General features: G+C 61.9%; 18 protein-coding genes. 5 read left to right on the top strand and 13 right to left on the bottom strand.

Annotated elements, in window-relative coordinates; translation table 11 throughout:
- Positions 1-7 precede the first annotated feature (7 nt).
- Both ACA063_RS16350 and ACA063_RS16345 read left to right on the top strand, forming a co-directional pair.
- Positions 8-1,423 carry a Y-family DNA polymerase gene (locus ACA063_RS16350; RefSeq protein ID WP_497662477.1) on the top strand — a complete coding sequence of 472 codons (1,416 nt, stop codon included), beginning with the start codon at positions 8-10 and terminating at the stop codon, positions 1,421-1,423.
- The gene (locus ACA063_RS16345; RefSeq protein ID WP_497662476.1) at positions 1,399-4,497 is read left to right on the top strand and encodes an error-prone DNA polymerase; all 3,099 of its coding nucleotides are present in this window, start codon (positions 1,399-1,401) and stop codon (positions 4,495-4,497) included. The genes ACA063_RS16350 and ACA063_RS16345 overlap by 25 nt, the downstream gene beginning before the upstream one ends.
- A gap of 289 nt (positions 4,498-4,786) precedes the next feature.
- On the opposite strand, the gene ACA063_RS16340 is transcribed toward ACA063_RS16345, so the two are convergent.
- The 7 genes from ACA063_RS16340 to ACA063_RS16310 all read right to left on the bottom strand — a co-directional run bounded on the left by ACA063_RS16340 (position 4,787) and on the right by ACA063_RS16310 (position 12,242).
- Complete coding sequence (locus tag ACA063_RS16340; RefSeq protein WP_162439298.1) at positions 4,787-5,449, bottom strand: flavin reductase family protein; 663 nt, start codon at positions 5,447-5,449, stop codon at positions 4,787-4,789.
- 12 nt (positions 5,450-5,461) lie between these two features.
- A complete protein-coding gene (locus ACA063_RS16335; protein WP_497662475.1) occupies positions 5,462-6,964 on the bottom strand; it encodes an amidohydrolase family protein in 1,503 nt (500 codons plus the stop codon).
- Positions 6,961-8,157: an amidohydrolase family protein gene (locus ACA063_RS16330; RefSeq protein WP_497662474.1), complete on the bottom strand. Its 1,197-nt coding sequence runs from the start codon at positions 8,155-8,157 to the stop codon at positions 6,961-6,963. The genes ACA063_RS16335 and ACA063_RS16330 overlap by 4 nt, the downstream gene beginning before the upstream one ends.
- Positions 8,158-8,364: 207 nt before the next feature.
- On the bottom strand, positions 8,365-9,426 hold the full coding sequence (locus tag ACA063_RS16325; RefSeq protein WP_497662473.1) for an extracellular solute-binding protein: 1,062 nt from the start codon (positions 9,424-9,426) through the stop codon (positions 8,365-8,367).
- 26 nt (positions 9,427-9,452) lie between these two features.
- Positions 9,453-10,241, bottom strand: coding sequence for an ABC transporter permease (locus ACA063_RS16320; protein WP_008031524.1), 789 nt, complete (start codon positions 10,239-10,241; stop codon positions 9,453-9,455).
- Positions 10,238-11,155, bottom strand: coding sequence for an ABC transporter permease (locus tag ACA063_RS16315; RefSeq protein ID WP_162439302.1), 918 nt, complete (start codon positions 11,153-11,155; stop codon positions 10,238-10,240). Before ACA063_RS16315 ends, ACA063_RS16320 begins: the two co-directional genes overlap by 4 nt.
- Before the next feature lies 1 nt (position 11,156).
- Positions 11,157-12,242: an ABC transporter ATP-binding protein gene (locus ACA063_RS16310; protein ID WP_497662472.1), complete on the bottom strand. Its 1,086-nt coding sequence runs from the start codon at positions 12,240-12,242 to the stop codon at positions 11,157-11,159.
- Positions 12,243-12,382: 140 nt separating this feature from the next.
- Between ACA063_RS16310 and ACA063_RS16305 the strand changes: the two genes are divergently transcribed.
- The 3 genes from ACA063_RS16305 to ACA063_RS16295 all read left to right on the top strand — a co-directional run bounded on the left by ACA063_RS16305 (position 12,383) and on the right by ACA063_RS16295 (position 18,180).
- Complete coding sequence (locus tag ACA063_RS16305; RefSeq protein ID WP_497662471.1) at positions 12,383-13,072, top strand: GntR family transcriptional regulator; 690 nt, start codon at positions 12,383-12,385, stop codon at positions 13,070-13,072.
- Between the two features lie 233 nt (positions 13,073-13,305).
- Complete coding sequence (locus ACA063_RS16300) at positions 13,306-15,417, top strand: hybrid sensor histidine kinase/response regulator (protein ID WP_497662470.1); 2,112 nt, start codon at positions 13,306-13,308, stop codon at positions 15,415-15,417.
- 141 nt (positions 15,418-15,558) lie between these two features.
- Positions 15,559-18,180, top strand: coding sequence for an excinuclease ABC subunit UvrA (locus tag ACA063_RS16295; RefSeq protein WP_497662469.1), 2,622 nt, complete (start codon positions 15,559-15,561; stop codon positions 18,178-18,180).
- A 224-nt stretch (positions 18,181-18,404) separates the two neighbouring features.
- On the opposite strand, the gene ACA063_RS16290 is transcribed toward ACA063_RS16295, so the two are convergent.
- From ACA063_RS16290 to ACA063_RS16265, 6 genes are read right to left on the bottom strand one after another with little or no spacing between them, the layout of a single operon-like run.
- On the bottom strand, positions 18,405-20,348 hold the full coding sequence (locus ACA063_RS16290) for a PAS domain-containing hybrid sensor histidine kinase/response regulator (RefSeq protein WP_497662468.1): 1,944 nt from the start codon (positions 20,346-20,348) through the stop codon (positions 18,405-18,407).
- The gene (locus ACA063_RS16285) at positions 20,338-21,213 is read right to left on the bottom strand and encodes a sensor histidine kinase (protein ID WP_497662467.1); all 876 of its coding nucleotides are present in this window, start codon (positions 21,211-21,213) and stop codon (positions 20,338-20,340) included. The genes ACA063_RS16290 and ACA063_RS16285 overlap by 11 nt, the downstream gene beginning before the upstream one ends.
- Positions 21,206-22,216, bottom strand: a complete 1,011-nt coding sequence (locus tag ACA063_RS16280; protein WP_497666539.1) for an ATP-binding protein — start codon at positions 22,214-22,216, stop codon at positions 21,206-21,208. Before ACA063_RS16280 ends, ACA063_RS16285 begins: the two co-directional genes overlap by 8 nt.
- Positions 22,213-22,617 carry an anti-sigma regulatory factor gene (locus tag ACA063_RS16275; RefSeq protein ID WP_162439309.1) on the bottom strand — a complete coding sequence of 135 codons (405 nt, stop codon included), beginning with the start codon at positions 22,615-22,617 and terminating at the stop codon, positions 22,213-22,215. The genes ACA063_RS16280 and ACA063_RS16275 overlap by 4 nt, the downstream gene beginning before the upstream one ends.
- The gene (locus ACA063_RS16270) at positions 22,614-22,976 is read right to left on the bottom strand and encodes an STAS domain-containing protein (protein WP_497662466.1); all 363 of its coding nucleotides are present in this window, start codon (positions 22,974-22,976) and stop codon (positions 22,614-22,616) included. The genes ACA063_RS16275 and ACA063_RS16270 overlap by 4 nt, the downstream gene beginning before the upstream one ends.
- 4 nt (positions 22,977-22,980) lie before the next feature.
- Positions 22,981-23,832, bottom strand: coding sequence for an STAS domain-containing protein (locus ACA063_RS16265; protein WP_162439311.1), 852 nt, complete (start codon positions 23,830-23,832; stop codon positions 22,981-22,983).
- Positions 23,833-23,838 lie beyond the last annotated feature (6 nt).

Genomic DNA, 23,838 nt, shown 5'->3' with positions numbered 1-23,838 from the left:
GGTTGCCATGCGCTGGGTGTGCATTCTTTTCCCGCAATTGGCGCTGGACGCGGTCCTGCGTCAGCGCGCCAATCCCGAGGAACCGCTGGCGCTGCTGACCGGTCCGGCCCAGCGTCGGGTGTTGCAGGCGGTCAACGGTCCGGCGCGGGCGCTGGGTTTACGCCCCGGCCAGTCCATGAGCGCCGCTCAGGCGTTGAGCAAAGGCTTTGTCACGGCCGAATACGACGTCGCCGACATCGAACACTGGCAGCAATTTCTAGCGGCCTGGGCCTACCGGTTCAGCTCCCAGGTCAGCGTGCATTACCCGCGTGCGCTGGTGTTTGAGATCGAGTCCAGCCTGGGACTGTTTGGTGCCTGGCCGCAATTCGAGGCGCGCTTGCGCAACGAACTCGGCGAGCTGGGCTTTCGCCACCGCATTGTCGCCGCGCCCAACCCGGTGGCAGCGCGGGTGCTGGCCAACGCCTATGACGGTCTGGTGGTGCCCGACGATCAAGCCTTGCAGGATCGCCTCGGGCAAATGCCGGTCGACCGGATCGGGCTGGAAGCCGATGTCGCCACGGCGCTGTCGCGCATGGGGCTGCGTACCCTGAGTCAGGTGCAGGCGTTGCCCCGGCACAGCCTGGCCCGGCGTTTCGAGGCGCAGGTGCTCAAGCATCTGGACGCCTTGCTCGGATTGCGGCGGCTGGCGCTGGTGTTCTACCTGCCGCCGGACCGTTTCGATGTGCGCATCGAGCTCAACTTCGATGTGCAATCCCATCAGGCCTTGCTGTTTCCGCTACGGCGCTTGACCGGCGACCTGTCGGCGTTCCTCTGTGGTCGAGACAGCGGCGTGCAGCGTTTCGACCTGCACCTGGAACACGCCGGGTTGCCGGACAGCGTGATCAAGGTCGGCCTGCTCAGCGCCGAACGCGATCCGGCGATGCTCTTCGAACTGGCCCGGGGGCGGCTGGAGCAGGTTCAGGTCGAAGCCCCGGTGCGCGGTTTTCGCCTGTGTGCCGAAGACTTACCGGCTTTTGTGCCGCAGTTTCAGGAACTGTTCGACGATCGTCCGCAGCAATCCTTGCCCTGGGAGCAACTGCGCGAACGGCTGCGCGCACGGCTGGGGGATGACGCGGTGCATGGCTTGCGTTTTCAGGCCGATCACCGCCCCGAGTGCGCGTGGCAGGCCAGTGCCGACAGCCAGCCTTGCGCAGGCTTCGGCACCGTGCAACGGCCGGGCTGGTTGCTCAGCGAACCGCTGGCGATTCACGAAGGCTCGACCCGCATCCTCATGGGGCCGGAACGCATCGAGTCCGGCTGGTGGGACGGCGACGACGTGCGCCGGGATTACTACCTGATCGAAACCCGTGCCGGCCAACAGGGCTGGGCCTACCGTGCGGTGGGCGAGGGCGGCCCGTTGTGGCTGCAGGGCTGGTTCTCATGAGTGTCGGTTATGCCGAACTGCACTGCCTGTCGAACTTCAGTTTTCAGCGCGGTGCCTCCAGTGCCCTGGAGCTGTTTCAACGGGCGAAAAAACATGGCTATCAGGCGCTGGCGATCACCGACGAATGCACCTTGGCCGGGATCGTCCGCGCCTGGCAGGCGGCCAAATCCGTTGAGCTGCCGCTGATCATCGGCAGCGAAATCCGCATCGAGAAGGGTCCGAAACTGGTGTTGCTGGTGGAGAACCTCGAGGGTTACCAGACCTTGTGCCGACTGATCACCCGGGCCCGGCGTCGCACGCAGAAAGGCCAGTATCAGCTGCTGCGGGAAGATTTCAGCGAGCCGTTGCCGGGATTGCTGGCGCTGTGGGTGCCGGACGCGGTCGATGCCCTGGAAGAGGGCCACTGGCTGAAGCAGGTCTTCGCTGAACGCCTGTGGCTGGCGGTGCAGCTGCATTGCGGTCAGGACGATAGCCGGCGCCTGCACAATCTATGGACCCTGGCCCGGGAGCTGGGCATTGCGGCGGTGGCCAGCGGCGATGTGCACATGCACGCGCGCGGGCGCCGGGCCTTGCAGGACACCATGACCGCGATTCGTCATCACCTGCCGGTGGCGGACGCCGGGCTGCGTCTGCACCCCAACGGCGAGCGGCATTTACGCAGCCTCGATGCCTTGCAGTCGATCTATCCGCAGGCCCTGCTCGACGAAACCCTGAACATCGCCCGGCGCTGCACCTTCGACCTTGGCCAGTTGCGTTATCAGTATCCCCGGGAGTTGGTGCCGCAAGGTCACAGCGCAACGTCCTGGCTGAGTGAGCTGACCGAACGAGGCATTCGCGAGCGCTGGCCAGAAGGGGCGAGCCCGAAGGTGCGCGGGTTGATCGACAAGGAGCTGGGGTTGATCGCCGAGCTCGGTTATGAAAGTTATTTTCTCACCGTCCAGGACATCGTGGCCTTCGCCCGAGGGCAGAAAATTCTCTGTCAGGGCCGAGGCTCGGCGGCCAACTCGGCGGTGTGTTTCGCCTTGGGCATCACAGAAATCGACCCTGAGCGGATGAACATGCTGTTCGAGCGCTTCCTCTCCAAGGAACGCAATGAACCGCCAGACATCGACGTCGATTTCGAGCACGAGCGCCGCGAGGAAGTCCTGCAGTACGTGTTCCAGCGCTATGGTCGCCATCGTGCGGCGCTGACGGCGGTCGTCAGCAGCTATCACGGCGCCGGCGCGGTGCGCGATGTGGCCAAGGCGCTGGGCCTGCCGCCGGATCAGGTCAATGCGCTGGCTGACTGCTGTGGTCACTGGAGTGATCAGGCGCCGCCCCTTGAGCGCCTGCGCGAAGGCGGGTTCGACCCCGACAGCCCGGTGCTGCGCCGGGTGTTGAGTCTGACGCAACAGCTGATCGGTTTCCCCCGTCACCTGTCCCAGCACCCCGGCGGTTTCGTCATTTCCGAGCAACCACTGGACAGCCTGGTGCCGGTGGAAAATGCCGCCATGGCCGAGCGCACGATCATCCAGTGGGACAAAGACGATCTCGACGCGGTCGGGCTGCTCAAGGTCGACATTCTGGCGTTGGGCATGCTCAGCGCGATTCGTCGTTGCTTCGATTTGCTGCGACGCCATCGTCATCTTGATCTGAGCCTGGCGTCGATCCCTTCCGAGGATCCACAGACCTACGACATGATCGGCCGTGCCGACACCGTCGGTGTGTTCCAGATTGAATCCCGGGCGCAGATGTCGATGCTGCCCAGGCTCAAGCCTCGCACGTTTTATGACCTGGTGATCGAGGTGGCCATCGTCCGCCCCGGACCGATTCAGGGCGGCATGGTGCACCCGTATCTGCGGCGTCGAAACAAGGAAGAGCTCGAAAGCTATCCTTCCGAACAGCTACGCGATGTGTTGAAGCGCACGCTGGGCGTGCCGCTGTTTCAGGAACAGGTGATGCAGATCGCCATCGTCGCCGCTGACTACAGCCCCGGCGAGGCGGATCAGTTGCGTCGCTCCATGGCGGCCTGGAAGCGTCACGGCGGACTCGAACCGCACAAGGAACGACTGGCGGCCGGAATGAAGAAAAACGGCTACACGGCGGAGTTCGCCGCGCAGATTTTCGAGCAGATCAAAGGCTTTGGCAGCTATGGGTTTCCCGAGTCCCACGCCGCCAGTTTTGCCCTGCTGACCTACGCCAGTTGCTGGTTGAAATGCCATGAGCCCGCGGCATTCGCCTGTGCGCTGATCAACAGTTGGCCGATGGGTTTCTACAGCCCGGACCAGATTCTGCAGGACGCGCGGCGTCATCATTTGCAGATTCGCCCGGTGGACGTGCGGGCCAGCGACTGGGATTGCAGCCTCGAACCGATCATGGGGGCGCAGCCGGCCATTCGCATGGGGATGCGCATGATCAAGGGCTTTCGCGAGGACGATGCCCGGCGCATTGAGGTGGCGCGGTCTCGGGGAGTATTTGTCGACATCGCCGACCTCGGCGAACGGGCACGACTGGACGCTCGCGCCCAGGAACAACTGGCCGACTCCGGTGCATTGCGCGGGCTGGCCGGTGATCGGCATCGGGCGCGCTGGGAAGTGGCGGGGGTGGAGAAACAGCTCGGCCTGTTCGCCGGCCTGCCGCGGCAGGAGGAGGGCGCGGTGGCGTTGCCCAAACCCACGGTCGGCGAAGATCTGCTGGCCGATTACAACAGCGTCGGCACCACCCTCGGACCACATCCGCTGGCGTTGTTGCGCACTGAGCTGAAGGCCCGGCGCTGCCGCAGTTCGAAGGAACTGCTTGAGGTCGAGCATGGGCGACCGGTAAGCGTGGCCGGACTGGTGACCGGCCGACAACGTCCGGGCACGGCCAGTGGGGTGACCTTCGTCACCCTGGAAGACGAGTTCGGCAACGTCAACGTCATCGTCTGGCGCGACCTGGCCGAGCGGCAACGGCAAGTACTGGTGGGCTCGCAGTTGCTCAAGGTCGATGGGCGTTGGGAGAAGGAAGGCGAGGTCCGGCATTTGATCGCCGGACGCATGAGTGACCTGAGTGAACTGCTGGACGGCATCAGCGTGCGGAGCCGGGATTTCCGCTGAACTGTTGCGAAGGAATGCCTGCGTTGCCTGCTATTGGAAATGGAAAACCTGTGGGAGCCCGCTCGCGATTAGGCTGGCACATTCAACATCACTAGCGCCTGACACACCGCCATCGCTGGCAGGCCAGCTCCCACAAGGGATGTGTGGCGGTACACAGATTGGGTGCCCGCTACAGTTCACTGTGGGAGTGAGCCTGCTCGCGATGAGGCCGGCACATTCAACATCACCTGCGCCTGACACACCGCCATCGCGGGCAAGCCCGCTCCCACAGGTTATGTGTGAAGGCTGGTTACTTGGTGTCAGGCCAAAACCGCTCGCCACCGCCCGGTGCATCTGTCCATGCCTGCAAAGAGCGTGTCGGCAGGTCGAAATAATCACGCGTGCGCGCATAACCATGGCCGCCCATCCGGCCAATGGCATCCAGGCCCAGTTGATCGATGTACAGGGTTTTCGGGTCGATCAGTTCGTCGCGCACATGGGCCATCAGCACTTCGCCAAAGATGATCTCCCGGGATTGCCCGATGGACAGCGCCATCATCCGTCGGCACTCCAACGCTACCGGTGCTTCGCCGATGCGTGGGCATTTGACCGTGGTGCCGGGGATGGCCGTGAGGCCGGCAGCGGTCAGTTCGTCGAAGCCCGGCGCAAAGGGCACGGCGCAGACGTTCATGGCTTCCACCAGCGCATCGCTGACGATGTTGACGGTGAATTCCTGGTTGAGCTGAATGTTGCGCGTAGTGTCCTTGGGGCTCTGATCGCCGTAGTTTTCCACGCCCAGCGCAAGGATCGGCGGATCGGCCGACAGGGCATTGAAGAAGCTGAACGGCGCGGCGTTGATGCGGCCTTCGCCGTCGATGGTGGTGACCAGCGCAATCGGCCGCGGCACCACGCTGCCGATCAGGATTTTATATTTGTCACGCGCACTCAATGTGCTGAAGTCAAAGCTTTGCATAGGCAGAAAACTCTAAAGGAGAGGATCAATCGCGCTCAATGGTGCGTGTGCGCTGTAGTCGTCGGCGAACGGGATGGCCGGTCGGAAAAGACCTTTCCAGTCCGGTTGGCCGAAGGCCCGGTCGCTGTGGCTGCGCATCAGTTTTTCGAATTGTTGTTGGGCCTGGCGTTGCAGGGCGGGGTAGTCCACCCCCTGGACCTGGCCGTCCTGCATCACGCAGCGGCCATCGATGTAGCTGGCGATACAGTCGTCACCGCGCCCGGCCAGCACCAGGTTTTTCAAGGGATCAAACAGCGGCCCCAGGTGCAGACCGCGCAGGCTGAACACGGTGATGTCGGCCTTGCACCCCGGTGCCAATCGGCCGAGGTCATCACGACCCAAGGCTTTGGCGCCGCCGAGGGTGGCGGCGTTGTAAAAGTCCAGTGCACGGGTCAAAGCTCCATCGCCTTCCATCAATCGGGCGATGTTCAAGCCCTGGCGCATGTTGTCCAGCAAGTCCGCCGGCCAGGTATCGGTGCCCAGGGCGAAGTTGATGCCTTTGGCCTGGTAGCGACCGAACGAATTCAGTGCCTCGCCATCCCGGGCAAACACCACCGGGCAGTGCACCAGGCTCGCACCGCCATCCACCACCCGTTGCAGGTCATCATCGCCACGGGTGTAGATGCCGTGGGGCAGCAGGCAGCGCTGGGTCAGAAGCCCAACTTGCTGCAACCAGCCCAGGGGTGAAACACCGCGAAGCTGCTCGACCATCGCCACCTCACCGAGCCCCTGGCAGCAGTGCAGCCGCACCGGCGCGTTGAGTTCGCGGCTCAGCCCGGCCGTGCGCTGCAGCAGCGCCGGGGTGCAGGTCTGGATGCGGTCGGGCAGCAACGCGCCGCGAATCAGGCCGTTGTTCGCGCCGTCGAAATCCCGAAAGAAACGTTCAGCGGCATCGAGCCCGACCATGCCACGGGCTTCATCCCAGTGGTGCGCCAACGTGCCGTCGGCCTGCCAATAACTCATGCCGCTCATGTAGCAGGGACCGAGGTAGGTGCGCAGGCCCAACTCGGTTGCCACACCGGCCACGGCAGCAAACTCGTCGTAGGTTTCCGCCCACTCGCGGTAGTACATCGAGGTAATCGGCATGGCGGTGGTGATGCCATTGCGGATCAACTGAGTGAAGGCGTAGCGGTATTTGAAGACCTCTTCCTGCGGGCTGTAACTCTCGCGCGGACCGTTGACCAGATAGTCCGAAGACCACATCCGGCCCATTTCACGCTCGTCGCCGTTGTCCAGGGTCAGCACGGTGGAATCGAGATCACCCAGTGCATCCAGATCGATAAAACCGGGGCCGATCAGGGCATTACCGTAGTCGATCCACTGATCCACCGGGCCGCCATAGCCACGCCCGACAAACAGGATGCGCGAACCTTCGAAGACCACCTCGCCATCGCGCCACAGCACGTGCTGCGTGCCATCGAAACCGACCACGCAGCTGGCTTTAAGGCCGACTGTTTTGACCGATCCGGGTTTCACAAGCGGCTTTCCAGCAAGCGTCCATCGGCGGCGATCAAAACACCCGCGCGATAGACCTGCCGCAGCGGCCGCGAAACCACCGCTTCACCCAGGGTCTGCACCGGCATCAGCAAAAAGTCCGCTGGCTGGCCAATCTCCAGGCCATAACCCTCATACCCCAGCGCCCGAGCGCCATTCACCGTCGCCGCCTCGAACGCCGCTGCCAGTTCATCGTCCTTGTTCAAATCGAAACGAAACGCCAGCAGCATCGCCCGTTCCAGCATGTCGCCGTTGCCCATGGGCGACCAGGCATCGCGAATCCCGTCCGAACCCAGGCACACATTCACCCCCGCTTCACGCAGTGCGAGGAACGGCGGCACCGCGCAATCGGCCGGTGCCGAACTCATCAACGAAATACCCAGGGCCGCCAGACGTTCGGCGACGGGTTTGACCTGACTCCACGGCAGCATGCCGAGGCAGTAGGCGTGGCTGATCATCACCCGACCTTGACGCCCAAAGCGCTCGGTGTAGTCGGCGATCAGCGAAATTTGCCACAGGCCCAGTTCACCTTTGTCGTGCAGGTGAATGTCCACGCCACGCTCGAATTCGCTGGCCAGCTTGAAGACGACATCGAGTTGTGCGATCGGGTCGTTGTCGATACCGCACGGATCCAGTCCGCCGACATTTTCCACGCCAAGGGCCATGGCTTCGCGCATCAGTTCGGCGGTGCCGGGGCGGCTGATCAGCCCGGTTTGCGGGAACACCACCAGTTGCAGGTCGATCAGGTCACGGTATTTTTCGCGCAATTGCTGCATGGCTTCGACGTGACGCAGGCCGAACTCCGGGTCGATATCGACGTGACAACGCATGGTCAGCGAACCACGGGCGATGCAGTTTTCCAGCAGCGCGCCGGCGCGTTGGGCGATGGGTGTTTCGACTTCACGCAGGATACGGCGCTCGTTGGCGATGTAGTCCTTGAGCGTCGGTCCGGCGCTGTTGGGGCGCCAGGGTTGGCCCCAGAGGGTTTTGTCGAGGTGCACGTGGCTTTCCACCAGGGCCGGGGTGAGGAGCTGGTGTTGGCCGTCAATGTCGGTGGCTAGCAATTCGGTGTTCGAGGCCGGACGACGTTGGGTGAACCGGCCGTTTTCGATCAGCAGGTCTTCGGCGGTAGAGCCGTAGGGGCGCACGTTGCGTAGCCAGCGGGGGTGGGACATATAAACCTCATTCATATTCTTTAAATCAGCGGTGTTCCGGCTGGCCTCATCGCTAGCAGGCTAGCTCCCACAGTGGTTTTGTATGGGGCACAGAATCCGGGGCAACCCTCACAGTGGTTTGTGTGGGGCACAGAATCCGGGGCAACCCCGAATCCTGTGGGAGCTAGCCTGCTAGCGATGGCCGCGACTTGGTTTCAAGTCAAACGATCAACCTTTAAGCTTCGCCCAGATCCGGTCCTGCAGTTCCCGCGCCTTGTTGCTGCATTCCTTTTCAGGCCGCAGGCGCGAGGCGAATTCGTCGGGCATGTTGATGGCGTCCATGACTTTCCATTTGGCGTCGAGCAGCTTGTCGCTCTGGATGCCGTTGGCGTAGGCAATGGCGTTGGACACGGCGGCGGCGTTTTCCGGTTTCATCATCCAGTCGATGAACACCTTCGCGTTGCCAGGGTGTGGCGCGCTTTTCGGCACGGCAAAGTTGTCCTGGAACATCGCCACACCTTCACGCGGGTAAACGTACTTGATGGTGTTCTTTTGCAAGGTCGCCCGCGCCGTCGAACCGTTCCAGTTCTGCATCATGATCACTTCACCGGAGGCCATGCGGTCGACGGTGTTGTCCGAGCTGTACATCTTCAGGAACGGCTTCTGTTTTTGCAGCAGCTCCAGAATGCGCTTGGCGTCCTGCGGGTTCTCGCTGCATTCGTCGACATCCAGGTAATGACTGGCAGCGTTGATCACACTGCTGGAGGTGTCGAGCGCAGCAAGCTGGCCTTGCAGTTCCTTGCGCGGCTCGAAGAACTCTTTCCATGAATCGTCCAGCTTGCCGCCAGGCACCCGAGCACTGTCATAGGAGAACCCGGTGGTGCCCCACAGGTACGGCGCCGAGAACTTGCGACCCGGGTCGAAGCTCGGGTCGCGGAAGGCCGGTTTGACGTACTGGAAGTTGGGCAGGGCCGATGCGTCGATTTCCAGCAGCAGGTCCTGTTTGATCAGGGTTTGCATGATCGACTGCGACGGCACGATCACGTCATACGCCGCACCGCCGGCCTGCAATTTGGCCAGCAGGGTTTCGTTGCTGTCGTAGCCGTCCATGGTGACCTTGATGCCGGTCTCTTTTTCGAACTTGGCCAGCAACTCGACCGGGTAGTAATCGGTCCAGTTGTAGAAGAACAATTCTTTGGGCTCGGCGGCTTGTGCGCCGAACGCAGTGAGTGCGGCGAAGCAACTGAGGGCCAGGCCGGCGACGCCGCAACGCATGCTTTTATTTTTCATCGAGAACGCTCCAGAGGGAAAAGGACTCATTGGTTTTTGCCGCGCTGTCCCAGCCAGAAGGCCAGCACCACCAGCACGATGGAGATCACCAGCATCAGGGTCGAGATCGCGTTGATCTCCGGTGTCACACCGGCCTTGATGGCCGAGAAGATGTACACCGGCAAGGTCGTGGAGCCAGGGCCGGCAACGAAGAACGTCATGATGAAATCGTCGAGGCTGACCACGAACGCCAGCACCGAACCGGACAACACCGCAGGCCACAGCAACGGCAACGTGACCCGCCGGAACACCTGCCACGGATTGGCGTACAAGTCGTTCGCCGCCTCCAGCAGGCTCTTGTCCAGATCATTGAGCCGGGCACGGATGGGCAGGTAGGCAAAGGGAATGCAGAAGCCGACGTGCGCCACGATCACCGTGAGCAAACCGAGCTTGATACCCAGTGCCATGAACAACAGCAGGGTGGCAACCGCGGTGACGATTTCCGGCAGGATCAGCGGCAGGTTGATCCCGCCCTCGACCATCTTCTGTCCATAGAAAGGCCGGTAGGTCGCCAGCGCTGCGAGCAGGGCAATCGCCGTGGCACAGACCGTGGCGATGCTGGCAACGATGATCGAGTTCAGTGCGGCGGTCTGTATCGACGGGTTGGCCAGGATCCGCCCGTACCAGGCAAAGGAAAACTCGGTCCACACCGTCGCCGAACGGTTGGCGTTGAAGCTGTAGGCAATCAACACGAAGATCGGCACGTACAGATAGGCCAGGATCAACAGGCTGACTTCGCGGGTGAGCGGCAGTTTTTTCAGGTGCAGGGCGATCATGCGGTGGCTCCCCGACGAAGAGTTTTGGCGGCGCTGCGGCTATAAAGGGCGTACAGCACCAGCGACAGCAACAGAATCCCCAGCAACAGGAATGACAGCGAGCTGCCCAGCGGCCAGTTGCGCGCCGTGCCGAACTGCTGCTGGATCAGGTTGCCGATCATCAGCGTCTTGCCGCCGCCGAGAATCGCCGGGGTGATGAACGCGCCGAGGCTCGGCACAAACACCAGCAGCGCGCCGGCAATCACCCCCGGCATCGACAGCGGCAGGATGATCCGCTTCAGCGCATGCCAGCGATTGGCACCCAGGTCGTAGGCGGCTTCGACAAGACGCCAGTCGAGTTTTTCCAGGGTCGAGTAGATCGGCAAAATCATGAACGGCAGGAAGCTGTAGACCAGCCCGACACTGACCGCGAAGTCGTTATAAAGCAGGGTGATGCCTCCGGCCTGGGGGAACAGCGCGTTGAGGCTTTGCGCCACCCAGCCGTGCTCGCGCAGGATGATCAGCCAGGCGTAGTTGCGGATCAGCAGGTTGGTCCAGAACGGGATGGTGATCAGCAAGACCATGAGGTTACGTCGACGGGGGGTGAGGCTCGACATCCACAACGCCACCGGAAAGCCGAACAGGAAACACAACACCGTGGTGCCGCCGGCCTGAAAAACCGAGCGCAACAACGCCTGGGCGTAGACCCAGTTGAGCTCGAGTTCACCGTCGAAACCTTCCTGGTAAAACAGCTGCACGTAGCTTTGCAATTGCCAGTTGGCCTGCCAGTCGACACCGCCATAGACGTTGCGAGGTAGCAGGCTGATATAGCCCATGATCCCCAGTGGGATGGCAATCAGGGCCAGCAGGGTCAGAACCACCGGGCTGAGCAACAGCGCGCGGTTGAGGGCGGGGGAAGTGCTGCTGACGCTCATCTCAGGCCTCCATCAACAGGCAGGCGTGGGGCGGCAGGTTGACCGCGACGCGATCACCGACGACCCGGCCACGGTTCAGGCCTTCGTTGTTCTCGCGCAGCATGACCTTGATGTCGTTGTTCAAACGGCATTGATAGAGCGTGGCGGTGCCGACATACAGCACCGCTTCGATCACGCCACGCAGGTGATGGGGCTGCGTCGGGTCGACCAGTTGCGAACGCTCCGGGCGGAACGCCAATTGCACCTTGGCGCTGTCGACACCTTGAGGCGCGCAGGGGATTTCCACCGGCATGCCAGTGGGGATGAACAGGTTTTCGTTGTGCAGGCCGCGCTTGAGGTGGCCGGGAAGGAAGTTGATGTCGCCGATGAACTGCGCCACGAATTGATGTTGCGGGCGTTCGTAGATGTCGTTCGGGGTACCGATCTGCAGGATCTTGCCGGCGGACATCACGGCAATGCGATCGGACAGGGTCAGGGCTTCCTCCTGATCGTGGGTCACGAAAATGAACGTGATCCCGGCTTCCTTCTGCACGCGCTTGAGTTCGACCTGCATCTCTTTGCGCAACTTGAGGTCGAGGGCCGACAAGGGCTCATCCAGCAACAACACTTTCGGTTTCGGCGCCAATGCCCGTGCCAGCGCCACTCGCTGCTGCTGGCCGCCGGACAATTCGGCGGGCTTGCGTTGAGCCAGGTGCTGCATTTGCACCAGGGCGAGCATCTCCTCGACCCGCTGGGCCGTCTGCTTGCGATCAAGACCCTGCATCTCGAGGCCGAAGGCGATATTCTGCGCGACACTCATGTGTGGAAACAGCGCGTAACTCTGGAACACCGTGTTGACCCGACGCTTGAAGGGCGGCAAGTGGTTGACCGGTTCGCCGGCCAGGCGAATCTCGCCGTCGCTGACGTGCTCGAAACCGGCAATGGTGCGCAGCAGGGTGGTTTTGCCGCAGCCAGAGGGGCCGAGCAGGGTGAAGAATTCGTTGTCGGCAATGTCCACAGAGACATTGTCGAGGGCGGGCGCCAGCCCGGGATCGTCGGAATACCGCTTGGAAACGTTACGCACTTCAATCGCGACTGGATGACCCATAATGGTGCATTCCTCTAATTATTGTATGCAATATCTGGATGCAATCTAGAAATAACCGGATTAATCTGCCTGTGCAACCCCCTTTTTCAATGGCTGCTCATCGCCAGGGGCTGGTTGCTCAGCGCATCAGGAGTGTTCAGATGACCGACAAAAAACTCGAGACGACCGTCGACCGCGTCTACCAAGGGGTTTACGAGGCGATCAGCAAGCGTTCTTTGCGCCCGGGCATGAAGCTGGGCGAGGCGTCACTGGCCGAACTTTTTAATGTCAGCCGGACGTCGGTTCGTGCCGCGCTCAAGCAATTGGAGGCTGATGGACTGGTCACGACCGAGCCCAATAAAGGTGCGTCGGTGTCGTTGCCGAGTGACGAGGAGATCCGTTCGCTGTTTGAAACCCGGCGCCTGGTCGAGATCGGCATCGTCAGTGAACTGTGCCGTCGGCGGGACACTTCCGTGACCCGCGACCTGCGCGATCACTTGTTGCTTGAGGATGAAGCGCATCAGAGCGGTGACCACGAACGGCTGATTCATTTGCTGGGTGAGTTCCACATCAAGCTCGCGCGCAGCCTGAACAACCCGGTGCTGCTCGACTGGTTCCAAAAGCTGATTTCCCGCGCCTCACTGTATGCAGCGGCGCTGGATGACGACAGCCACGAAGCCTGCCGTGACGACGAACACCTGCGATTGATCGAGTACATCGAGGCGGGTAATCAGAGTGCGGCGATCGAACTCACCTGCCTGCATTTGAACGGCATCGAAAAGGCCATTCTCGACGTCGCGGCCACGCTGAAAACTGGCTACCATCCGCTTAAGCATTTGATTGAGGTGTGACGCACGCTCCATAGCCGCCACCAACCCTGTAGCAGCTGCCGAGGCACGAGGCTGCGTTGGGTTGCGAAGCGACCCCTGGGCGGTCCTGCGGACACGCAACGCAGCCTCGTGCCTCGGCAGCTGCTACAGCGAAAACGTCGTAACTGAGCGGTGGGTCATACCTTAATGAAACCATTGGCGCCTCACGTGCTCGAAGCAAACAGGTGTCATTTCAGGGGCAAAAGAGTCAGTCGATGCAGTACCTAGACGATAGCCACGGGTGTGCCGGATGGAACGGCGAAATGGCCGGACGCATTCGTGCTTTCGACTGGAGTCTGACCGACCTTGGAAGCTTTGACGCCTGGCCCAAAAGCCTGCGCAGTGCGGTGCAGATGATGCTCGCCTCGCCGCTGCCAATCGTGATGCTCTGGGGGCGGGCCGGGTACATGGTCTACAACGATGCATACTCGGAATTCGCCGGTGGCCGGCATCCTTATCTGCTGGGCTCGCCGGTGGAGCTTGGCTGGCCGGAAGTCGCCGACTTCAACCGCCATGTGGTGGATACCTGCCTCGCCGGCGGGACCTTGTCCTATCGCAATAAAGAACTGGTGCTGCTTCGCAACGGTGTACCCGAGGACGTCTGGCTCGACCTGTATTACAGCCCGGTCGCCGATGATGCCGGGTGTCCTGCCGGCGTCATCGCGATGGTGGTCGAAAAAACCGACCATGTGATTTCCGAACGCCGGCGACAGGCTGCCGAAGACGCTTATCGCGCCGACAACGAGCGGGTGCGCCTGGCGCTCAATGCCGGGGCATTGCTGGGCTCGTTTGTCTGGGACATCAAGGACAACGTGCTGTCCGGTGATGAACGTTTTGCCCGAACATTCTCCTACCCGCCTGACCAGAACCTGGTCAACTTGCCCATGGACATCGCCGAGTCGCGGATTCACCCGGACGATTTCAGTTGGGTTCAGGACCAGGTTGAACAAGCGGTGAAAACCGGTGAGCCTTTCAACGCCGAATACCGCGTACGTCGCCCCGACGGCAGTTACTTGTGGGTACTGGCGAGCGGTTGTTGCGAGTTCGATGAACAGGGCAAACCACTGCGCTTTCCCGGCGTGCTGATCGACATCAACGAGCGCAAGAACGCTGAAGAATCCTTGCTGCGGTTCACCCGCAACCTGGAGCAGCGTGTGGCTGAAGAGGTTGGGGCGCGACTCGCGGCGGAAGAGCAATTGCGTCAATCGCAGAAGCTCGAAGCCATCGGAGGCCTGACCGGCGGCGTGGCCCACGACTTTAATAATCTGCTGCAGGTGATCGCCGGCAACCTGCATTTGCTGGCGCGGCATGAGCCGGACAATCCCAACGTTCAACGCCGGGTCAAGGCGTCGATTGTTGCGGTTGAACGCGGCGCCAAGCTGTCCTCGCAGTTGCTGGCGTTTGCCCGCCGCCAGCCGCTGTCGCCTGCGGTCCATCACCCCCGGCAGATCTTCGAAAGCCTCGGTGAACTGTTGCAGCGCACGCTCGGAGAAACCCTGCAGATCGCTGTGCGGATGCCGCTGGATTCCTGGTACCTGCACGTGGACCGCAACCAACTGGAAAACGCCATCCTCAACCTGGCGATCAACGCCCGCGATGCCATGCAGGGTGAAGGCATCCTGGAGTTGAGCGCCGAGAACGTTGTTCTCGATCGCGAGTTCTGTGTCGGCAAGGGCATCGTGGCCGGTGACTACGTGCGTGTTGCCGTGGTCGACAGCGGCGTCGGCATGTCGCCTGACGTCCTTGCCAAGGCATTCGAGCCGTTCTTCACCACCAAGGCCGACGGCCAGGGCACGGGGCTTGGGCTGAGCATGGTGTTCGGCTTCGTCAAGCAGAGCGGCGGTCATATCGAAATGACCAGCGTCGAAGGGCAGGGCACGCGGGTGCAGCTGTACTTTCCCCGCAGCCTGCGTGCACCGCAGAGTGAAACGATCATCCAGGAGACACACGCTCTTGGCGGTCATGAAACCATTCTGGTGGTCGAGGATAACGAAGCGGTGCGCGTCGCAGCGGTGGAGTTGCTGCAGGAAGAGGGTTACACGGTTCTGACGGCGGCCAACGGTGATGCGGCCATGCAGATGCTGCTGGAGGGTTGGGAGGTGGACCTGATTTTCACCGACGTGGTCATGCCGGGGCTGATCAAGAGTTCGGACCTGGCAGCATGGGCCAAGGTGCAGAAGCCGCCGGTGGCCGTACTGTTTACGTCGGGGCATACCCGCGACATCATTTCGCGCAATCACCAGCTTAGCGCCGATACGTATCTGCTGAGTAAACCCTATGGGCCGGACGCGCTCACCCGCATGGTGCGCAGCGTGCTCAGCGGCTGAATACAAAGCCCCTGTAGGAGCTGCCGAAGGCTGCGATCTTTTGATCTTTATCGTCGCTACATAGAAAGATCAAAAGATCGCAGCCTGCGGCAACTCCTACAGGGGATCGCATTCCAAATCTTCCTTTAATCAAGGCGGCCTATGACTTCCAATCCAACCTCCGGCATGGTCAGGGTGCGGGGTGCCCGGGAGCACAACCTCAAGAACGTCGATGTCGACATTCCCCGTGACGCCCTGGTGGTGTTCACCGGTGTGTCGGGCTCGGGGAAATCCTCCCTGGCGTTTTCGACGCTCTATGCCGAAGCGCAGCGCCGCTATTTCGAATCCGTGGCGCCTTATGCGCGACGTCTGATCGATCAGGTCGGCGTGCCGGATGTCGACTCCATTGAAGGCTTGCCGCCGGCCGTGGCCTTGCAGCAACAGCGCGGCACACCGAGCACGCGTTCTTCAGTGGGCAGCGTGACGACTCTGTCGAGCCTGATCCGCATGCTCTATTCCCGCGCCGGCAGTTATCCGCCGGGCCAGCCGATGTTGTACGCCGAAGATTTCTCCCCCAACACGCCGCAAGGCGCTTGCCCGCAATGCCACGGCCTTGGCCGGGTCTATGAAGTCACCGAAGCGCTGATGGTCCCGGACCCGAGCCTGACCATCCGCCAGCGTGCCGTCGCGTCATGGCCCATGGCGTGGCAGGGGCAAAACCTGCGGGACATCCTCGTGACCCTGGGGTACGACGTCGACAAGCCATGGCGCGATCTGCCGAAAAAGCAGCGCGACTGGATTCTCTTCACCGAAGAAACGCCGACGGTGCCGGTGTACGCCGGTCTCACGCCTGACGAAACCAAAGTCGCACTCAAGCGTAAAATGGAACCCAGTTACCAGGGCACGTTTACCGGTGCCCGGCGCTACATCCTTCATACCTTCACTCACTCTCAAAGCGCGCTGATGAAGAAGCGTGTCTCGCAATTCATGCTTGGCAGCCCGTGTCCGTTGTGCGAGGGCAAGCGGCTGAAGCGTGAGGCGTTGTCGGTGACCTTTGCCGGATACGACATTGGCGAGTTGTCGCAGATGCCGTTGCTGCAAGTCGCCGAGGTGTTGAAACCGGTGGCAGCGCACAGCTATCTCGAACAGGCGGGCGAGGCGGGCGACGTGTTGACGCACGTGCAGACCCGCGAAGCCCGTGAGCAGCGTGTGGCCCATGGTGCCAGTGGTCACGCCAATGCGCCGGATGTGCGCCACACGCCCAATCTGTCCGTGGAAAAACGCCTGGCGGCGCAGCGTATCGCCCAGGACCTGCTGGAGCGGGTCAGTACGCTGACGGACCTGGGGCTGGGGTATCTGGCACTGGAACGCAGCACGCCGACACTGTCCTCCGGCGAGTTGCAGCGATTGCGCCTGGCGACTCAATTGGGCTCGCAATTGTTCGGGGTGATTTACGTGCTGGACGAACCATCGGCCGGCCTGCACCCGGCGGATGGCGAGGCATTGTTCGAAGCACTGCAACGCCTGAAAGCCTCCGGCAATACCTTGTTCGTGGTCGAGCATGACCTGGAAACCATGCGCCGCGCCGACTGGCTGATCGACGTCGGCCCCGCGGCGGGCGAGCATGGCGGCCGTATTCTGTACAGCGGGCCCCCCTCGGGCCTGGCCAGCGTGGCGCAATCCCAGACTCGAGATTATTTGTTCACGGCGCAGGTCACCCAGCCGCGAGACTGCCGCAAACCGTCCGACTGGTTGCGCCTGGAGGGCATCACCCGCAACAACCTGAACAACGTCAGCGTCGAGTTTCCGCTGGGCTGTTTTACCTCGGTTACCGGGGTTTCCGGCTCCGGAAAGTCCAGTCTGGTCAGCCAGGCATTGCTGGAACTGGTGGGCGCGCACCTCGGCCGTGTGGTGAATGACAACGACGCGCAAGAGCCAAGCCTTGAGGACGACGCGCCGCAAGTCAGCGGCGGCCAGGTCACGGCGGGGTTGGGGTCGATCAAGCGGCTGGTGCAGGTCGATCAGAAACCCATCGGCCGCACGCCGCGCTCGAACCTGGCGACGTACACCGGTCTGTTCGACAACGTACGCAAGCTTTACGCCGCGACGGACGAGGCGCGGAAGAAGCACTACGACGCCGGGCAATTTTCTTTCAACGTTGCCAAGGGCCGGTGCCCGACGTGTGAAGGCGAAGGTTTTGTCAGTGTCGAGTTGCTGTTCATGCCCAGCGTTTATGCGCCATGCCCGACCTGCCACGGCGCGCGTTACAACCCCGAGACACTGGCAATCACCTGGCAGGGCTTGAACATCGCCCAGGTGTTGCAGTTGACGGTGGATGAAGCGGTTGAGGTGTTCGCCGAGCAAGCGGGTATTCGCCGCTCGCTGGAGGTTCTGCGCGATATCGGCCTGGGTTACCTGCGTCTCGGCCAGCCCGCGACAGAACTGTCAGGCGGCGAAGCGCAACGCATCAAACTGGCCACCGAGCTGCAGCGCAATCAGCGCGGGGCGACGCTGTACGTGCTTGATGAACCCACCACCGGGCTGCACCCACGGGATGTTGACCGGTTGATGGAACAGTTGAATACCCTGGTGACGGCGGGGCACACGGTGATTGTCGTCGAGCACGAAATGCGTGTGGTTGCGCAGAGTGACTGGGTGATTGATATCGGGCCGGGAGCGGGGGATCAGGGCGGGAAAATTGTCGTGGCGGGGGTGCCGAAGAAAGTGGCCGGGAGCAAGAAAAGCAGGACCGCGCCGTTTTTGGCTAGGGTGCTTGGCGTTTGAACGGGGTTGAATCGACTGGCCTCATCGCGAGCAGGCTCGCTCCCACAGTGGACCGAGGCGTCCAAACGGACGCGGTCTCATGAGGGATCTGGGTCGGTGCTTGGCATTTGAATGGGGTTGAATTAGCTGGCCTCATCGCGAGCAGGCTCGCTCCCACATTAGACCGTGCCCGTCTGGATGACTCGGTCCACTGTGGGAGCGAGCCTGCTCGCGATGAGGACCTGTCAGGCGCCATCAATCGTGCGCCGCACCTTGTCCAGCAGTTCGCTGATCTGGAACGGTTTGACCAACATTTCCATGCCCTCGCCGAGGAACACCTGGCGATTGATCGCGTTTTCCGCATAACCGGTCATGAACAAAATCGGCAACTTCTCGCGCCAGTCCCGCGCCACATCCGCCAGCTCCCGGCCGGTCATGCGCGGCAGGCCGACGTCGGTCAGCAGCAGGTCGATGGACGGGTCGTTCTGCAAGCGTTCCAGCGCACCTTCAATATCGCCCACCTGGGTGCATCGGTAACCGGCATCCACTAATACTTCTGCCACAAACATGCGCACCGAGGGCATGTCCTCAACGATCAACACATGCTCACCCTCACCCTGAGAGTCGACGATAACAGGTGCCACCTCGCTGACAGTCGGGTCGGAGCTGGCCGGCAGCATGATGGTGACCTCGGTGCCGCGTCGGGCCACGCTGCGGATGTGTGCATCGCCGCCGGATTGACGGGCGAAGCCGTAGATGGTCGACAGTCCCAGCCCCGTGCCCTGGCCTAAGGGCTTGGTGGTGAAGAATGGATCGAACACCTTGTCGATGACGCTGTGGTCGATACCGGTCCCGTCATCGCGTACGGACAGGGCGACATACGCGCCATCCGCCAGATTAGGGTCACCATGGGAGTAGGCGGCGTAGGTGCTGACCCAGACATTGCCGCCCTGTGGCAGTGCATCGCGAGCGTTGATCACCAGGTTGAGTACGGCGCTTTCAAGCTGAATCGGATCGACCAGCGCGATGGCGGGTTTGGAGGTCAACTCCAGCCTCAGCGCAATGCGTTCGCCAATGGTGCGCGCCAACAATTCTTCGAGTGAGCGGACGTGCTCGTTGATGTCCACGGGTCGGGTGTCAAGCGGCTGCTGACGGGCGAAGGCCAGCAGGCGATGGGTCAGGGAGGCGGCGCTCATCGCCGAGTTCAACGCCGCTTCGGCATAGAACTGAACCTTGTCGGTGCGTGAATCGGCGACGCGTTTCTGGATCAGTTCGAGGCTGGTGATGATGCCGGTCAGCAAGTTGTTGAAGTCGTGGGCGATGCCGCCCGTCAGCTTGCCCAAGGCATCCATTTTCTGCACTTGCAGCAACTGGGCCTCGGTGCGCGCGCGCTCGGCGACTTCCTTGGCCAACTGGGTCGTGGCGTCATCCAGACGAGCCAGATGCGAGCGTTCGCGGTGGCGGTGCTCGGTGACGTCTTCGACGAACACCAGGCTCAATTCGGGGGTGCGGTAAGGTGAAATCTGCCATTCGGCCTCACGGACTTCACCGTGGACGCGCATGTTCAGGGTGCCTCTCCAGCGTTCGCCGTAGGCCAGGCGCAGGCGCAGCTCGTCGATGACGGCGCCCTGGTCTGGCGCGAAGCATTCGCGCAGGGTGTCTGGATCGAGGTTGTCCTGAATCAGCTGGGCGAAGGCATGGTTGCATTCGTGGACTTTGAGTTGTGCATCCAGCACTGCGATGGGGGCGGACACATTGACGAAGATCTCGCGAAAGCGCGCCTCGCTTTCACGCAGTGCATTTTCAGTTTCGCGCACCCGCAGCAAGGTGCGCAGGGTCGCCAACAGCACATCCGGGTCGACCGGGTGAATCAGGTAGGCATCGGCGCCGGCGTCGAGGCCGGTGATGATGTCGCCCGTCTGGATCGACGCCGCCGACACGTGAATCACTGGCAGCAGGGCCGTCGCGGTTTCTGAACGGAGTTTGCGCACGATGTCGAAACCGCTCATGTCCGGCAGGTTGACGTCGAGGATCAAGGCATCAAGCTCGACGTTATCGATCAGTTCCAGCCCCTCGCCACCCGTACCTGCTTCCAGCACCTCGTAGCCGTGTTTTTCCAGGCGACGGCGCAAGGCGTAGCGCGTAGCCACGTTGTCGTCGACGATCAGCAAACGGATGTCACGTCTCATCGGCGGGCTCCATGGCAATGGCCAGCGGGATGATCACGAAAAAGGTCGAACCTGCGCCGGGTTTGCTGTCGAGCCCGACTTCGCCACCCAGCAGCGCGGCGAAGCGTTTGCACAAGGATAGTCCGAGTCCGGTACCGCGAAGGCGTTTCTGCAAGGGGGAGTCAACCTGAGAGAAGTCCTCGAACAATGCGCCATGTAGCTCCGGCGCGATACCTATTCCGGTATCGCTGACCGCAAAGCGTACGTGAGCGTCGCCCTCGAGTCGCGCCGAGACCCGTACTTCGCCGCGCGTGGTGAACTTCAACGAGTTGGAAATGAAGTTGCGCAGGATCTGCGCGAGTTTCTTGTCGTCGGTAAACAACCTGGGCAGGCCCACCGGCTCTTCGAAGATCAGGTCCACGGCGCTGGCATCGACAATTGGCCTGAACATGCCGCGCAGGGCCGCAAACAGGTCGAACATGTCGAACCAGGCCGGGGAGATGCTGATACGCCCGGCTTCGATCTTCGCCAGGTCGAGCAAATCGTCGACCATGTCGCTGAGCTCGCGCGCAGCGGTGCTGACGAACGCCACCTGTTTGTGCTGCTCGGCGCTCAAGGGGCCGTCGAGCTCGTCGGTCAACAGGCCGGTGATGCTCAGGATCGAGCCCAGTGGCGTGCGGAATTCATGGCTCATGTACGACAGGAAACGGCTTTTGAGGTCCGAGGCCTGGCGCAACTCTTCGGCCTGGGTGTCGAGCTCGGCGTACAGTGCTAAAACGCCCTGATTGGTTTCATCCAGCTCTTCGCGCAGGGCGTTGGCTTCGCCTTGCAAACGTGCGACCAGCGCCGTTTGCTCGTCCATCTGACTCATGGGTGTCTCAGCCATGGGCGGCCTCCAGAGCAATAACCAACACGGTGACGTCGTCACGTCCCCGGCAAAAATCGCGGTGCAATAGGGCGGCAATCACAGCGGGATGGCGATGCACCAGACCGGGGTAATCTTGCAGGTTCCATCGGGACTGCAGGCCGTCGCTGTACATGATCAATAGTTGTCCGTTCACTTGAGCATAGTCAAAGGGTTGCGCCTTTCGATATTGGCCACCGACGATGCCGGGGTGGGAGGCCAGGCCGCGTGATTTTCCAGGTTCTATCAAGCTGGCGCCAATATTGCCGATACCGACGAATCTCAGCGCATCCCGGTGGCTGTCGAACTGCGCGATGGCCAGCGCGCCGCCCCGGGTGCCGAGCATGTCGCGATGGATGTCTTCCAAAAGAAGCACCGGCGTCGAAAACGGTGCCTGCGCGAAGGCTTTCTCACCGGCGCGGCCCGCTCGTTCGGCGTCTTCGCCATGACCCAGACCGTCGATCACCAGCGCGCTGATGCAGGGCCCGTCAAACGCCAGGTGCCAGACATCGCCGCAGGCCGGGTCGTTGTGCAGTGAGTGCTGGCTGACACCAAACCGCTGATCCGGCGCCTTGTCGCCGCGTGGATACAGGCGTGCCAACAGCACGGTGCCCCGCGCATCCGCGTAGACGTCGAACACTTCAGTCTGGCGCGACACCGCCCCAAGCCCGATGCCCTGAGTGCCCCGGGTGGAAAAACCGTCGGCAAGGCAGGCGTGCACGTCGAAGCCCCCGGCGCGATCCACGGCGATCATTTCGATACCGGCGCCTGAGGCCCTGGGCAGTATTCGCAAGTGCAGTTCGCCACGGGTCGCATGCTTGAGAATGTTGCTCGCAAGCTCCGTGGCCACCAGCGCCACGCGCCCGCAATCGGTCGGGTCAAAGCCGTTGGTTTGCGCAAGTTGCTGGGCAGTACGGCGCGCGTGGCCGATCTGGCTGCTGTCTTCGATGGGTAATACCTGCGTCATCGAACCGCTTATCGTCATGCCCATCGCGTAATCGTTATTCGAGTGCCCTTGCCAGGCTCGGTTTCGAGTTCGAACTCTTCTACCAAACGTTTGGCCCCCGTCAGGCCGAGCCCGAGGCCGCCGCCAGAGGTCCAGCCGTCGGTCATGGCCAGCTTCAGGTCGGGAATGCCCGGGCCTTCATCGCGGAAAATCAGACGCAGACCGGTGCGAGCGTTGTCCTCGAGGATCTGCCAGTCCATATCGCCGCCACCGCCATAGACCATGGTGTTGCGCGCCAGCTCGCTGACGGCAGTCACCAGTTTGGTCAGGTCGATCAGGCGCATGCCGCACTCGGTGGCCAGCTTGCGCGCCGTCTGGCGCGCCAGGACGACGTCCTGTTCGATATTGATGGGTTGGCTGCCGCTGCTGCGCACGTTCATTGCTCGCGTACTCGATCCTGCAGCAGTTTCATCCCGCGCTCGACGTTCAGCGCGGTGCTGACGCCTGGCAATGTCATCCCCAGCTCAACGAGAGTAATGGCGACGGCGGGCTGCATGCCGACCAGCACGGTCTGGGCATCCATGATTTTCGACAAGCCGGAAATGGTGCCGATCATCCGTCCGATGAACGAGTCGACCATGTCCAGCGCTGAAATATCAATCAACACGCCCCGGGCGGAGGTTCGGCTGATGCGCTCGGACAGGTCGTCTTGAAGCGTCAAGGCCAACTGGTCATGCATGTCGACCTGAATGGTCACCAGCAAGAAGTCGCCCATCTGCAAAATAGGGATGCGATCCATGGGCTCAGCCCGCCTTGTTGACGGACAGGCCCAGTCGGGTAAGGGCCAGTTTCAGTGCATCGGCCAGGTTGGCTTTGGTGACCACGCCTTGCAGGTCCAGCCCCAGGTGCACGATGGTTTGGGCGATTTGCGGTCGCACGCCGCTGATGATGCAGTCGGCACCCATCAGGCGAATGGCTGTAACGGTTTTGAGCAGGTGCTGTGCCACCAGGGTATCGACGGTTGGCACGCCTGTGATGTCAATAATGGCGATCTCGGAACCGGTGTCGACGATGCGCTGCAACAGCGATTCCATCACCACCTGAGTGCGCTGCGAGTCGAGAGTGCCGATCATCGGCAGCGCGAGTACGCCGTCCCACAACTTGACCACCGGGGTCGACAGTTCCAGCAGTTCTTCCTGCTGACGCTTGATCACCGCTTCGCGGGATTTCTGGAAGGTGCGGATGGTGTGCATGCCCAGGGCGTCAAGCAGTTCGGAGATTTCCCAGAGTTGTTCGGCCAGCAGCGCAGGGTTGTCCTGATAGTGATTCTGCAGCATCGAAAACATCGGGCCTTTGAGCGAGAAGATGAAGCTGGCGGTCTGGTGCGAGTCCTGGCCCAGCAGCGCGCGGCTGTGGGAGAGCTTTTCGAGAAACAGGCGGATCTCGTCCCAGCCTGGCGCTGCCACATTCTGGCCGTTGCCGCTTTCAAGTCCCGAGACGATCAGGTGCAGGAGTTCCGTGGTCTGTTGCTTGAGGTCCTGCTCTTTAAGGTTGCGCGTCGCACCGTTGGCTTCGAGGCGATGAGTCCAATCATTCAACAGTTGCGCCTGGTTGTTTTTCATCGCATCGAGTGTGCTGGTCTGCAGTGCCGCCATGTGCCT

The sequence above is a fragment of the Pseudomonas sp. LBUM1643 genome (assembly GCF_059716215.1).
The sequence above is the reverse complement of the archived record's forward strand: the minus strand, read 5'-3'. Positions and strand labels throughout refer to the sequence as shown.